Genomic DNA, 12139 nt, shown 5'->3' on the forward strand with positions numbered 1-12139 from the left:
CCCGCCCCGGGCAGACGTGTGCGCGGCCGGCGTACCGGCCGCGCACCGCGGGGTGGTCGAGCGCCAACGGCACTCAGCCTTGCCGTACCGGGATGGTCTTCGTGCCCGTCTTGGTCTCGGGCACCGGGATCGTGACGGTCAGGACGCCGTCCTTGTACTCGGCAGTGGCCTCGTCGCCCTTGGCTCCGGCCGGCAGCCGGACGGAGCGGGCGAAGGTGCCGTAGCGGAACTCCGTGCGGTGCTTCTGTGTCGTCTCCTCACTGCGCTCGGCCCGCAGGGTCAGAACGCCTTCCGCGACGGTGATTTCGACATCCTTCGCGGGGTCGATGCCCGGGAGCTCGGCCCGCAGCACGTACTTCTCGTCCGCCAGGTGTTCTTCGATGCGGATGCCGTGCAGTCCGGGGACCGTGTGCGCCCCGGGGAAACCGGTCTCGACCCAGCCGAACAGGTCGGGCAGGGTCGGCCAGCCCGGCAGCCGTTCGATCATGCCAGTCATGTCTCCCTCCTCCATTTCTTCGCCACTTCCAGCGTCCCGCGCCGGGGTTCGACGCGCGTGGGCCGACCGGGCCCGGACCGGGCCCGGTCGGCCCTGGCGCCCCAACGTCCCCCCGGCACCTGCCGCTTGGGGCGCCGTCTCATGACGCGCCACCGACTCCAGATGGCGGCGCGGTCGTCCCGGTGTCCGGCAGGTCCGGGTCGAGGTCCGGACGCCGGCGCGGGCCAAGGAGGGCGCAGTCCACGTCCACCACGCCCTCGACGGCCCGCACCAGCCGTGCGGCGATGGGCACCAGGGCGGTGTCGCTGGTCCTTCCGGTGAGCTTCACGACGCCTTCGCGCACCTCGACCCGGATCGATTCGGCCTCGGCGGGGAACAGGTGGTCGACGACGTCGCGACGCACCTCCCCGGCGATGTCCTGGTCGCTGCGCAGGAAGACCTTCAGCAGGTCGGCCCTGCTGACGATGCCCCGCAGCACGTCTTCGTCGTCGACCACCGGCAGCCGTTTCACCTTGTGGAGCGCCATGATCCGGGCGGCCTGTGCGAGCGAGGCGTGTGCCTGGACGGTGACGGCCGGTGCGCTCATCAGTTCCTCGGCGGTCACGGCGCCGGCCTTGACCAGGTCGGACAGCCTGCGCAGTTGGGTGTAGCGGTCCGGGTCGCCGTCGCGGAACTCCTCCTTGGGCAGCAGATCGGCCTCGGAGACGACACCGACCACCCGGCCCTCGCCCTCCACCACGGGCATGGCGCTGACCTTCCACTGCTGCATGGTCTTCACGATCTCCTTGAACGTCGCTCCGCGTCCGAGGGCGACGACAGTGCGGGTCATCACATCGCTGACGATGTGCGGAGTGCCGTGCATGACGTCCTCCCTTGTGCTCGCGGCGCGCGACGTGCTCGTGTCGCACGACACCTTCAGCGTCGGGCACCCGCCCGCCCTCGGCATGGGCCGAGTGGCCCCGTACCGGGTTCCGGTGGGCTCTCCTTGTGCTGCGGGCCCCTGCGGCACATCCCAGGGCCGTTCGGCCCGTTCCACAGGCCACGCAGCCCCTGCCCGGGCGGGCGGCTCCGCCGGGACGCTGGTGGTGCAGAGGGCCGCCCGGAGCCGGGCGGCCGACGAGCCGGGGAGGTGGTGACCGTGCTTCGCCCCGTTGTCGTAGGTCTGGACGGTTCACGTGAGAGCCTTGCCGCCGCCGAGTGGGCGGCCGGGGAGGCATTTCGGCGCGGCGTGCCGCTGCGTCTGGTGCACGCGTGGGAGGGGCTGGAATCCGACACGTCGCAGCTGCCCGAGCTCGATGCGCCGCGCTACTGGGCTCGGCGGATTCTGCGCGGAGCCATGGATCAGCTGGGCGAGCGTCACCCGCAGGTGTATCTCAGTGCCGAGCAGATCGCCCGTCCCGCGGCGGACGCACTGGTCGAGGCGGGTGCCGAGGCCGAGCTGCTGGTCCTGGGCAGCCGGGCGTTCAGCGGGTTCGGCGGCTTCATGGCCGGTTCGGTGGCTCTCGCGACGGTGGCCCGCGTGGCGCGGCCCGTGGTGCTCGTGCGGGCCGACCGGAGCGCGGAGGACGACCACCTGCCGGACGCGGAGGGCCGGCCGTCGCTGCGCACGCCGTATCGCGACGTCGTGGTCGGTGTGGACATCGCGCACCCGTGCGAGGAACTGCTCGCGTTCGCCTTCGAGAGCGCGGCCCTGCGTTCCGCACAGCTGCAGGTGCTGCACACCTGGCATGTGCCGTACGCCCCGCCCTCCACGGCGGCCACGATGAGTGCCGCCGCACAGCAGACCGCCGAAACCGCACTGGACGCCGCGCTCCAGCCGTGGCGGGAGAAGTACCCGACGGTGAAGGTCCGGACGCTGGTGGAGAACGGCCGCCCGGCCCAGCAGTTGCTGCACGCCGCACAGGACGCCGGGCTGCTGGTCGTGGGCCGCAGGAACCGTCCGGCCAGGCTGGGCGCGCACACCGGGCCGGTCGCGCACGCGGTGATGCACCACGTGCGGTGCCCGGTCGTGATCGTCCCGCACGACTGACCCGCCCGAAGACACCAGGACAAGAAGGCTCGTGGAAGGGAAGGTGCCGTGTTCCAGGTTCGCATCCACGGCCGTGGCGGCCAGGGAGCCGTCACGGCCGCCGAGCTGTTGTCGGTGGCGGCGTTCATGGAGGACCGCCATGCGCAGGCGTTCCCGAGCTTCGGATCGGAGCGGACGGGGGCGCCGGTCGTGGCGTTCTGCCGGATCGACGACCGGCCGATCCGGGTGCGCGAGCCCGTCATGCGGCCCGATGCGCTGGTGGTCCAGGACCCCACGCTGCTGCACCAGGTGAACGTCTTCGAAGGGCTGCGGGCCGGCGGCGCCGTGCTGATCAACTCGCCGCTGTCCGTACACGAGTTGGGCCTCGCCGAGCTTTCCGGCCATGCCCTCACCGTCCCGGCCACCGCACTCGCCGTGCGCCACTTCGGCCGGCCGGTGCCGAACGCGGTCCTGCTCGGCGGACTCGCCGCGCTCACCGGTTGCGTGAGCATCGACTCGCTCACCGCCGCCGTCCGGGAGCGTTTCCCCGGGGAGCTGGGGCAGGCCAACGCTGCCGCGGCCCGGGAAGCGTACGACCACGTCCACAAGGCCCAGCGGGAGGAGCGGGCGCATGCTCAAGCAGACTGAGGGGTCGCGTGCGGTCGCCGAAACCGTCGCCTGCTGCCGGCCCGAGGTGATCGCCGCGTATCCGATCTCGCCGCAGACGCACATCGTCGAGGAGCTCAGCCGCCTGGTGAAGTCCGGTGCGCTGAAGCCGTGCGAGTACGTCAACGTCGAGTCGGAGTTCGCCGCGATGTCGATGTGCATCGGGGCCTCGGCCGCGGGCGCCCGTACCTACACGGCGACCGCGAGCCAGGGCCTGCTGTACATGGTGGAGGCGCTCTACAACGCCTCCGGGCTGGGTCTGCCGATCGTGATGACGGTCGCCAACCGGGCCATCGGCGCACCCATCAACATCTGGAACGACCACAGCGACACCATGTCGCAGCGCGACTCCGGCTGGATCCAGCTGTACGCGCGCGACAACCAGGAGGCCGCCGACCTGCATCCGCAGGCGTTCCGGCTGGCCGAGGAGCTGTCGCTGCCGGTGATGGTGTGCATGGACGGCTTCGTGCTCACCCACGCCTGGGAACGGATCGAGGTACCGGAGCAGGGGCAGGTCGACGCGTTTCTGCCGCCGTACGAACCCCGGCAGGTCCTGGACCCGGACGAGCCGGTGTCGATCGGTGCGATGGTCGGCCCGGACGCCTTCACCGAGGTGCGCTATCTGGCGCACGCCAAACAGATGCAGGCGCTGGACACGATTCCGCGGGTGGCCGACGAGTTCCGGGCGGTCTTCGGGCGAGCCAGCGGTGGCCTGGTCCACCCGTACGCCTGTGAGGACGCCGACACGATCGTCGTGGCCCTGGGCTCGGTGTTCGGAACGGTGTGCGACGTGGTCGACGAGATGCGTGAGCAAGGGGTCCGCATCGGGGCACTGGCCATCACGTCGTTCCGGCCCTTCCCCCTGAACGCGGTGCGGACCGTGCTCGGCAGGGCACGTCAAGTGCTCGTGCTGGAGCGGGCGTTGGCGGTCGGCGTCGGCGGGATCGTGTCGGCGAACGTGCGCACCGCGCTGTCCGGGATCCTGCTCGACGGGCACACGGTGGTCGCCGGGCTCGGCGGGCGGGCCATCACCAAGGAGTCCCTGCACCGGCTCTTCGACGACGCGATCGCGGGCCGGCTCGGAGAGCTGACTTTTCTGGACCTCGACACAGAGCTGGTGGAGCGGGAGTTGGCGCGGATGGCTGAGACCAGGCGGTCCGGTCCGTCCGCGGAGAACATCCTGCGCGATGTGGGGAGCAACCGATGAGTGCCGCGCCGCAGGTCAAGTTCTACCAGGTGGGCAGCTTCGCGGCCGGGAACCGGCTGCTGGGGCCCGAGCAGCAGTCCGACCAGGCCGATCCGGGTCGCGCCAACGCGCTGACCTGCGGCCACCGCGCCTGCCAGGGCTGCGGCGAGGCGCTCGGCGCCCGTTACATCCTGGACGCGGCCCAGCGGGCGGCCGGCGGCAAGGTGATCGCGGTGAACGCGACGGGCTGCCTGGAGGTGTTCTCGACGCCGTATCCGGAGACTTCGTGGCAACTGCCCTGGCTGCACTCGCTGTTCGGCAACGCGCCCGCGGTCGCCGCGGGCGTCGCCGCCGCACTGCGCGCCAAGGGCCGAACCGACGTCCGCGTGGTCGGGCAGGGCGGCGACGGCGGCACCGTCGACATCGGCCTCGGCTGTCTGTCCGGCATGTTCGAGCGCAACGACGACGTGCTGTACGTCTGTTACGACAACGAGGCCTACATGAACACCGGCGTACAGCGCTCCGGTGCCACTCCCCCGACCGCCCGCACCGCCACCACCCAGGCGGTGGGCGAGGAGCCCGGCGCCCCCTTCGGGCAGGGCAAGAACCTGCCGCTGATCGCGATGGCGCACGAGATCCCGTACGTCGCCACGGCCACCGTCGCGGGTCTGCGCGACCTGGAGGCCAAGGTGCACCGGGCGATGGGGATGCGCGGCGCCCGTTATCTGCATGTGCTGGTGCCCTGCCCGCTGGGCTGGGGCACGGCGTCCCACGACACGGTGCGCATCGCCCGGCTGGCCGAACAGACCGGGCTGTTCCCGGTGTTCGAGGCCCTCGACGGCGAGGTCACCGATGTCACACCGATCCGGCGGCGCCTGCCGGTCGAGGAGTACCTGCGCCCCCAGAAGCGGTACGCGCACCTCTTCCAACCGACGCTGCGCACGGACGTCATCGCCCGTCTGCAGGGGACCGCCGAACGCAACATCGCCCGCTTCGGGCTGCTCGCCCATGAGGAGGCGGCGTCGTGAAGGACAAACCGTTCGCGATCACTCTGAACGTCGGCTCCAGCCTGGCGAACCACACCGGCGCCTGGCGCACCGAACGTCCCGTCTACGTCGACCGGATGCCGCCGTGCAACCAGGCGTGCCCGGCCGGGGAGAACATCCAGCAGTGGCTGTTCCACGCGGAGGGCGGAGACTACGAGTCGGCGTGGCGGCAGCTGATGCGGGACAATCCCCTGCCCGCTGTCATGGGCCGCGTCTGCTATCACCCGTGCGAGACCGCCTGCAACCGGGTCCAGGTCGACAACGCGGTCGGCATCAACTCGATCGAGCGGTTTTTGGGCGACGAGGCGATCAGGCGGGGCTGGACCGTACCCATGCCGGAGACGACCTCCGGCAAGCGCGTCCTGGTCGTCGGCTCCGGCCCCGCCGGACTGTCGGCCGCGTACCACCTGCGGCTGCTCGGCCACGAGGTGACGATCCGCGAGGCACAGGAGCAGCCCGGCGGGATGATGCGCTACGGCATCCCGCGCTACCGGCTGCCGCGCGAGGTACTGGACGCCGAGATCGACCGGATCACGGCGCTGGGCGTCGGGCTGGAGCTCGGCACGAAGGTCGACGACGTGCTCGCCGCGCAACGGGACGGCGGCTTCGACGCCGTGTTCCTGGCGGTGGGCGCGGGCATCGGCAAGCGTGCCTACATCCCGGCCGGTGACAGCGCCCGCATCCTCGACGCGGTCACGCTGCTGGGCAGCATGGAGGGCGAGGACCGGCCGCTGCTGGGCCGCAGGGTCGCGGTCTACGGCGGCGGCAACACGGCCATGGACGCGGCCCGCACCGCCCGCAGGCTCGGCGCAACCGAGGCCGTGGTCGTCTACCGGCGCACCCGGGACCGCATGCCCGCGCACGACATCGAGGTCGAGGAGGCACTGGAGGAGGGCGTGCGGATGAAGTGGCTCTCCACCATCAAGCACGCCGACGAGGGCCGGCTGACCATCGAGCGGATGGAGCTCGACGAGACCGGATTCCCGCAGCCCACCGGCGAGTTCGAGGAGCTTGAGGCGGACAGCGTGGTGCTGGCGCTCGGCCAGGACTCGGACCTCTCCCTGCTGCGGGACGTGCCGGAACTGGCCGTGGACCACGGCATGGTGCAGGTCGCCGACGGGCTGATGACCGGGCGGGAGGGCATCTTCGCGGGCGGCGACATGGTGCCCGCCGAGCGCACGGTCACGGTGGCCGTGGGGCACGGCAAGAAGGCGGCCCGCCACATCGACGCGTATCTGCGCGGCACGGCGTACGACCCCGGCCCCAAGCACGGCCTCGCGTCGGCCGACCGGCTCAACACCTGGTACTACTCCGACGCCCCGGCCTCCGTACGGCCGACGCTCGAACTCGCCCGCCGCGTCTCGACGTTCGACGAGGTGGTGCAGGGGCTCGACGAGTCCACCGCCCTGTTCGAGGCCCGGCGCTGCATGTCCTGCGGCAACTGCTTCGAGTGCGACAACTGCTACGGCGTCTGCCCGGACAACGCGATCATCAAGCTGGGTCCCGGCAAGGGGTTCGCCATCGACCTCGACTACTGCAAGGGGTGCGGGCTGTGCGCGGCCGAGTGCCCGTGCGGGGCGATCGACATGGTGCCGGAGGAGTGAACCGGCCCGCCCGACCCCCCATTCCCCGGAGGGAATTGTCGGCCTTGTCCGTGGGCCGGAGGATCGGGGCCGGAGCGACCCCGACCTGGCCCACCGCTACGCGGCCCAGTGGACGGAAGCGGACGCCGCAGCACGCCGTACGGCCATCGAGCGGCTGTGGGCCGAGGACGGCGCCCATGTCCTCCAGCCACCCCTGGAGATCCGGGAGATCGTGGCGAAGCAGGGCATCACCTTCCGCGCGCGGCCCGACGCCGTGCGCCTCGACGACCTGGTCACGTTCGGCTCGGAGCCGGTGTCCGAACTCCTCGTAGCTGCGCGGCACGCGGATCTCGATGGCGTCGTGCCCCCGGGCCTCCAGGGTCGGGTGCCGGAGGCCCGCGGACTGCATGTTCCCCGGCTCGTGAGCGACGGTCACGGCACCGTCTGAGCACCGGCGGCCGCCGAGAGCGCCTCTGCGGTCGCCGGATCGGCCGGCAGGAACGCCTCCAGTCTCAGCTCGGCGAGTGTGACGTCGACGGCGGTGGCGAAGGTCGTCACGGTCGTCATCAGGTGCAGCTCACCGTACGAGGACGCGAGGCGCAGCGGGACCGCGAAGCCCAGCTGTGCGTCCGAGGGTTGCAGGTCGGGGACGTGGCAGGCGAGTTCGGCGCGCAGTTCGGGCAGGGGGCCGAGGGCGGCCAGGATGTGCCGTGCCCATTCGGCGAGGTTGCGGATGCGTGGCGCCAGACCGTCGGGGTGCAGCGCGAGACGGTAGACGTTCTTGCCCGGACCGACCAGGTCGGGCGACGCGCCTTCGGTGATCAGGCCGAAGGCGCTGTTCGCAGCGACCAGGTCACCCACTCGGTCCACGACCACCGCCGGATAGGGCAGGTGCCCATGCAGGATGTGGTCGATCGCCGTGCGGACGGGGGCCAGTTCCGGGGCGTCGAGGGAGCTCTCGGGGTAGACGGGCGCGTAGCCTGCGGCCAGCAACAGCTCGTTGCGCTCGCGCAGGGACAGTTCGAGCGACTCGGCCAGCCGCACGACCATGGCGCGGCCGGGGGCGGACCGGCCGGATTCGATGAAGCTCAGGTGCCGTTGGGTGGTACCCGCCCGCAGAGCCAGCTCGAGCTGGCTGACACGGCGGCGGGTACGGCGTTCGCGCAGCGCGCTGGGGAAGTCCACGGGCCTGTTGTAACGGCCGCGGGACGTCGCTGCCATTCCCTGCGGGGAATTGTCGCTCCCCGGGCCCGTGGCCAGGATCGCCGACATGGACATCGGCATCCTTCTTCCGACCGGCAACGCCCAGTGGGACGCGTCCGACGACCCCCGCGAACTGATCGACTTCGCGCGTCGCGCGGAACGCTCGGGGTTCTCCTCGCTCTTCGTCAACGACTCCCTGATCAGCCCGCGTATCGAGGCCCTGACGATGTTGGCTGTCCTCGCCCCGGTGACCGGCGCCGTGACCTTGGGCACCGCGGCGCTGCTGCCGTTCCTGCGTCGGCCGATCCAGGCCGCGCAGTCGCTGGCCTCGCTCGACCTGCTCTCCGGCGGCCGGCTCGTCGTGACCGTGGGCGCCGGCTTTCCCGGCCGGTTCGGGCGGCCCTTCTACATCCTGTCCGAGGTGCCGTGGCAGCGGCGCTTCGACCGGCTGGACGAGACGGTCTCCCTGTGGCGGGACCTCTGGGCCGGCGCCCGCTCCTTCCAGGGCGAGATCCTCCGGTACGTCGACATCCCGCCGACGACCAGGCCGTACCGCCCCGGCGGCCCACCCGTCTGGCTGGGCGGCGCGACCCCCGCGGCGCTGGCCCGCACCGGCCGGATGTACGACGGCTGGCTGCCCTACCCACCCGACCCCGCCGACTACACGGCCGGGCTCCTGGACGTCCGCAAGGCTGCGGCCGACGTGGGCCGTGCGCCCGAGGACGTCACCGCGGCACTGTTCGTCACGGTGCGCGTCGACGAGGACGCCGAGCGCGGCCGGCGGGCGCTGGATGCCTACGCACGGGCCAACTACGGCCTGCCACTTGAGGAGCTGGAGCAGATCCAGGCCGTCGTCGCCGGCTCCGGCGCTCAGGTGCGCGAGGGGTTGGCACGCTACGTGGCCGCGGGTGCCCGGCACTTGGTGTGCCGTCCGGCCGCCGTCGGCCTGCGCGCCCTGGGCGACCAGATGGAGCGGATCGCCGACCTGATCCCGCTGCTGCAGGCACCGTGACCGGGCATGCCGCCGGGGCCGCCCGGAGAGCGGCCCCGGCGCGCAGACCATCAATCAGCCGACGAACTCACCCACGGCCGTCTTCAGTTCGTTCAGTCCCTTCTTCGCGTCGGTGAAGAACATCCCGGTCTTCGGGTCGGTGTAGAGCTCGTTGTCGATGCCGGCGTAGCCGTGGCCCATCGAGCGTTTGATGACGACGACGCTCTTGGCCCTGTCGACGTCGAGGATCGGCATGCCCGAGATCGCGTTGCCGGGACGGCGGGCGATCGGGTTGGTCACGTCGTTGGCGCCGATGACAAGAGCGACGTCCGCCTGCGGGAACTCGGGGTTGACCTCGTCCATCTCCTTCAGCTGGGTGTAGGGGACGTTGGCCTCGGCCAGGAGCACGTTCATGTGTCCGGGCATGCGGCCCGCGACCGGGTGGACGGCGTAACTGACGTCGACGCCGTGGTCGGTGAGCATCTTGGCCAGGTCGCCGAGTTCGTGCTGGGCCTGGGCCGCGGCGAGGCCGTAGCCGGGGACGAAGATGACCTTGGTCGCGTACGCCAGCTGGATGGCCACGTCGTCCGCGGAGACCGACCGCACCTGGGCGGGGGCTCCACCGACAGCGACCGGGGCGCTGTCGCCGGTCCCGAAGCCGCCGACCATGATGCCCGCGATCGACCGGTTCATGGCGTCGGCCATCAGCTTGGTCAGGATGCCGCCCGAGGAGCTGACCAGCATGCCCGCGATGATCAGCGCGGTCTCGTTCAGGACGAAGCCCGCCATGGCGACCGCGGATCCGGTGAAGGCGTTCAGCAGGGCGATGACGACGGGCATGTCCGCGCCGCCGATGGGCAGCACCATCGTCACGCCGAACAGCAGGGCGACAGCCACCAGCCCGTAAAGGGCGGTTCGGGAGTCCGGTGAGAGCACCAGCCAGACCGTGCCGACGACGAAGGAGGCCGGCAGCACCACGTTCAGCAGCCGTGCTCCCGGGAAGACCACCGGCGCCCCGGAGACGACGCCCTGGAGCTTGCCCGCTGCGATCAGCGATCCGGAGAAGGTGACCGCGCCGATGACGATGTCCAACGCGCCCGGCAGGGAGACCCGTGCCCCGAGCGCGGCCGGGTGGTCGGCCTGGAGGAGGTCGTTGACCGCGATGAGCGCGGCCGCCCCTCCGCCGACCGCGTTGAAGAGGCTGACCAGTTGGGGCATGGCGGTCATCTTGACCTCGCGTGCCGCGTACAGACCGAGCGCGGCGCCGACGAGTCCACCGGAGGCCAGCACCAGCCAGCCGGTCGTGCTGATGGCGCCTTCGTGGGCCACCAGCCACACCGTGGCGGCGATCGCGACGGCCATGGCCCCGGCGGACAGGGCGTTGCCGCGGCGGGCCGTGCGCGGGTGGTTCATCAGGTGCAGGCCGAGGACGAAGCAGGCGGCCGTGGCCAGGAAGACGTAATGGACGGCGTTGGAGACGGTGTCCATGGTGCTCACACCTCCGCCTTGTCACGAGTGCCGGAAGGGGCGGGCTTGGCCTTGAACATCTCCAGCATCCGGTCGGTGACGACATATCCGCCGACGACGTTCATCGCTCCGAACACCATCGCCGCGAAGGCGAGGACGTAGCCGAGCCAGGTGTGCGACTCGGCCGCGATCAGCATGGCGCCGATGACGACGATGCCGTGCACCGAGTTGGAACCGGACATCAGGGGGGTGTGCAGGGTCGCGGGGACCTTGCTGATGACCTCGACGCCGACCAGGACGCTCAGCACGAAGACGGTGATCGCGGTGAGGAGATCGAGGTTGTTCATGAGAGGGCTCCTCCCGTGAGCGCGGCCGTGATCTCGTCGGCCGGGTCGAAGAGCAGTTCGCCGTCGTGCACGAGGTGGCGCAGCAGCGCGACCAGGTTGCGGGCGTAGGCCGTGGACGCGGCGGTCGCCATCGCGGACGGCAGGCGTCCGGCGCCGATGACGGTGACGCCGCCCGCCAGGACCTGCGTCTTGTCGGGTTCGGAGACCTCGACGTTTCCGCCGAGTTCGCTCGCGGCGAGGTCGACGACCACCGAACCGGGCCTCATGGCCTCGACGGCGTCGGCGGTGACCAGCAACGGCGGCTTGCGGCCCGGCACCTGGGCCGTGGTGATCACGATGTCGGTACGGGCGATGTGCGCGTCCAGCGCCGCTCGCTGGGCCTGCTGCTCCGCCTCGGTCAACTCCCGTGCGTAGCCGCCCTGTCCGGCGCCCGATCCGGTGCCTGGCGGGTGCTGGATGTCGAGGAATCGGGCGCCGAGCGACTCCACCTCCTCTCGTGCTGCGGGGCGTACGTCGTAGGCCGTGACCACGGCGCCGAGGCGGCGGGCGGTGGCGATCGCCTGCAGTCCGGCCACTCCGGCGCCGAGGACGAGGACCTGCGCGGGGCGCATGGTGCCCGCCGCGGTGGTCAGCATCGGGAAGAACCGGTCGTAGGAGTCGGCCGCGAGCACGGCAGCCTTGTAGCCGGCGACATTGGCCTGGGAGGTCAGCGCGTCCATGGACTGGGCGCGACTGAGAGTGCGGGGCAGCAGGTCGAGGCTCACCGTCCGTACTCCGCGCTCGGCCAGTTCCTCGGCCAGGGCGGGGTGGCGCAGCGGTTCGAGCAGGCCGATGAGGGTCTGCCCGGCACGCAGCGACTCGGCGGTCTCCGGGTCCGGCGGGCCGACGCACAGGACGGCGTCCGCGCGTGCGTACAGCTCTTCCGGGAGCACGACGGTCGCGCCGACGGCGGTGTAGTCGGCGTCGGTGAACCAGGCCCCGGAGCCTGCCCCGGTTTCGATCAGGACGTCAAGTCCGGCCCGGATCAGGAGAGTTACCGCCTCGGGGACGAGGGCGACACGGCGTTCGCCGGGCGCCCGCTCCCGTACGGCGCCTACGGTGACGGTGGGCATGATCTGCTGCCTCTCCCTGTGGTCCGCTGGGTCG

Annotated in this window: 13 protein-coding genes; 7 read left to right on the forward strand and 6 right to left on the reverse strand. The window is 71.4% G+C overall.

Translation table 11 applies throughout. From position 1 onward, the window contains the following. Positions 1-73: 73 nt before the first annotated feature. Entirely contained in the window at positions 74-496 is a 423-nt protein-coding gene (locus tag ACWDAG_RS04960; protein ID WP_450694180.1) for an Hsp20/alpha crystallin family protein, read from the reverse strand. A gap of 139 nt (positions 497-635) precedes the next feature. Further along, the gene (locus ACWDAG_RS04965; RefSeq protein WP_450694181.1) at positions 636-1358 is read right to left on the reverse strand and encodes a CBS domain-containing protein; all 723 of its coding nucleotides are present in this window, start codon (positions 1356-1358) and stop codon (positions 636-638) included. A 276-nt stretch (positions 1359-1634) separates the two neighbouring features. Between ACWDAG_RS04965 and ACWDAG_RS04970 the strand changes: the two genes are divergently transcribed. The 6 genes from ACWDAG_RS04970 (at position 1635) to ACWDAG_RS04995 (ending at position 7433) form a co-directional block, all read left to right on the forward strand. Then, complete coding sequence (locus ACWDAG_RS04970) at positions 1635-2525, forward strand: universal stress protein (RefSeq protein WP_450694182.1); 891 nt, start codon at positions 1635-1637, stop codon at positions 2523-2525. Between the two features lie 48 nt (positions 2526-2573). After that, positions 2574-3152, forward strand: coding sequence for a 2-oxoacid:acceptor oxidoreductase family protein (locus ACWDAG_RS04975; RefSeq protein WP_450694183.1), 579 nt, complete (start codon positions 2574-2576; stop codon positions 3150-3152). Further along, entirely contained in the window at positions 3136-4377 is a 1242-nt protein-coding gene (gene porA / locus ACWDAG_RS04980; RefSeq protein WP_450694184.1) for a pyruvate ferredoxin oxidoreductase, read from the forward strand. Before ACWDAG_RS04975 ends, porA begins: the two co-directional genes overlap by 17 nt. Further along, positions 4374-5384 carry a thiamine pyrophosphate-dependent enzyme gene (locus ACWDAG_RS04985; protein ID WP_450694185.1) on the forward strand — a complete coding sequence of 337 codons (1011 nt, stop codon included), beginning with the start codon at positions 4374-4376 and terminating at the stop codon, positions 5382-5384. Before porA ends, ACWDAG_RS04985 begins: the two co-directional genes overlap by 4 nt. Further along, positions 5381-7006: an NAD(P)-binding protein gene (locus tag ACWDAG_RS04990; RefSeq protein ID WP_450694186.1), complete on the forward strand. Its 1626-nt coding sequence runs from the start codon at positions 5381-5383 to the stop codon at positions 7004-7006. The genes ACWDAG_RS04985 and ACWDAG_RS04990 overlap by 4 nt, the downstream gene beginning before the upstream one ends. 211 nt (positions 7007-7217) lie before the next feature. Continuing rightward, positions 7218-7433: a hypothetical protein gene (locus ACWDAG_RS04995; RefSeq protein ID WP_450694187.1), complete on the forward strand. Its 216-nt coding sequence runs from the start codon at positions 7218-7220 to the stop codon at positions 7431-7433. Here ACWDAG_RS04995 and ACWDAG_RS05000 read toward each other — a convergent pair. Next, entirely contained in the window at positions 7418-8170 is a 753-nt protein-coding gene (locus ACWDAG_RS05000; RefSeq protein ID WP_450694188.1) for a helix-turn-helix domain-containing protein, read from the reverse strand. The two genes, ACWDAG_RS04995 and ACWDAG_RS05000, sit on opposite strands and share 16 nt — an antisense overlap. A gap of 85 nt (positions 8171-8255) precedes the next feature. On the opposite strand from ACWDAG_RS05000, the gene ACWDAG_RS05005 reads away from it, so the two are divergent. Further along, entirely contained in the window at positions 8256-9200 is a 945-nt protein-coding gene (locus ACWDAG_RS05005; RefSeq protein WP_450694189.1) for an LLM class flavin-dependent oxidoreductase, read from the forward strand. A gap of 54 nt (positions 9201-9254) precedes the next feature. Here the strand turns inward: ACWDAG_RS05005 and ACWDAG_RS05010 are convergent, their stop codons facing one another. The 3 genes from ACWDAG_RS05010 to ACWDAG_RS05020 are packed head-to-tail and all read right to left on the reverse strand — an operon-like array spanning position 9255 to position 12105. Next, positions 9255-10667 (reverse strand): NAD(P)(+) transhydrogenase (Re/Si-specific) subunit beta, encoded by a 1413-nt coding sequence (locus ACWDAG_RS05010; protein WP_450694392.1) that lies wholly within the window; start codon positions 10665-10667, stop codon positions 9255-9257. Positions 10668-10672: 5 nt separating this feature from the next. After that, a complete protein-coding gene (locus ACWDAG_RS05015) occupies positions 10673-10993 on the reverse strand; it encodes an NAD(P) transhydrogenase subunit alpha (protein ID WP_450694190.1) in 321 nt (106 codons plus the stop codon). Continuing rightward, on the reverse strand, positions 10990-12105 hold the full coding sequence (locus ACWDAG_RS05020; protein ID WP_450694191.1) for an NAD(P) transhydrogenase subunit alpha: 1116 nt from the start codon (positions 12103-12105) through the stop codon (positions 10990-10992). The genes ACWDAG_RS05015 and ACWDAG_RS05020 overlap by 4 nt, the downstream gene beginning before the upstream one ends. Between the last annotated feature and the right edge of the window lie 34 nt (positions 12106-12139).

It is taken from the genome of Streptomyces sp. NPDC001157 (assembly GCF_053598255.1).

What these genes read in the sequence shown, in the direction of transcription:
- ACWDAG_RS05015 (WP_450694190.1), bottom strand. Translation starts at nt 10,993, where the DNA reads ATGAACAACCTCGATCTCCTCACCGCGATCACCGTCTTCGTGCTGAGC.
- ACWDAG_RS04960 (WP_450694180.1), bottom strand. Translation starts at nt 496, where the DNA reads ATGACTGGCATGATCGAACGGCTGCCGGGCTGGCCGACCCTGCCCGAC.
- ACWDAG_RS05005 (WP_450694189.1), top strand. Translation starts at nt 8,256, where the DNA reads ATGGACATCGGCATCCTTCTTCCGACCGGCAACGCCCAGTGGGACGCG.
- ACWDAG_RS05010 (WP_450694392.1), bottom strand. Translation starts at nt 10,667, where the DNA reads ATGGACACCGTCTCCAACGCCGTCCATTACGTCTTCCTGGCCACGGCC.
- ACWDAG_RS04965 (WP_450694181.1), bottom strand. Translation starts at nt 1,358, where the DNA reads ATGCACGGCACTCCGCACATCGTCAGCGATGTGATGACCCGCACTGTC.
- ACWDAG_RS04985 (WP_450694185.1), top strand. Translation starts at nt 4,374, where the DNA reads ATGAGTGCCGCGCCGCAGGTCAAGTTCTACCAGGTGGGCAGCTTCGCG.
- porA (WP_450694184.1), top strand. Translation starts at nt 3,136, where the DNA reads ATGCTCAAGCAGACTGAGGGGTCGCGTGCGGTCGCCGAAACCGTCGCC.
- ACWDAG_RS05020 (WP_450694191.1), bottom strand. Translation starts at nt 12,105, where the DNA reads ATGCCCACCGTCACCGTAGGCGCCGTACGGGAGCGGGCGCCCGGCGAA.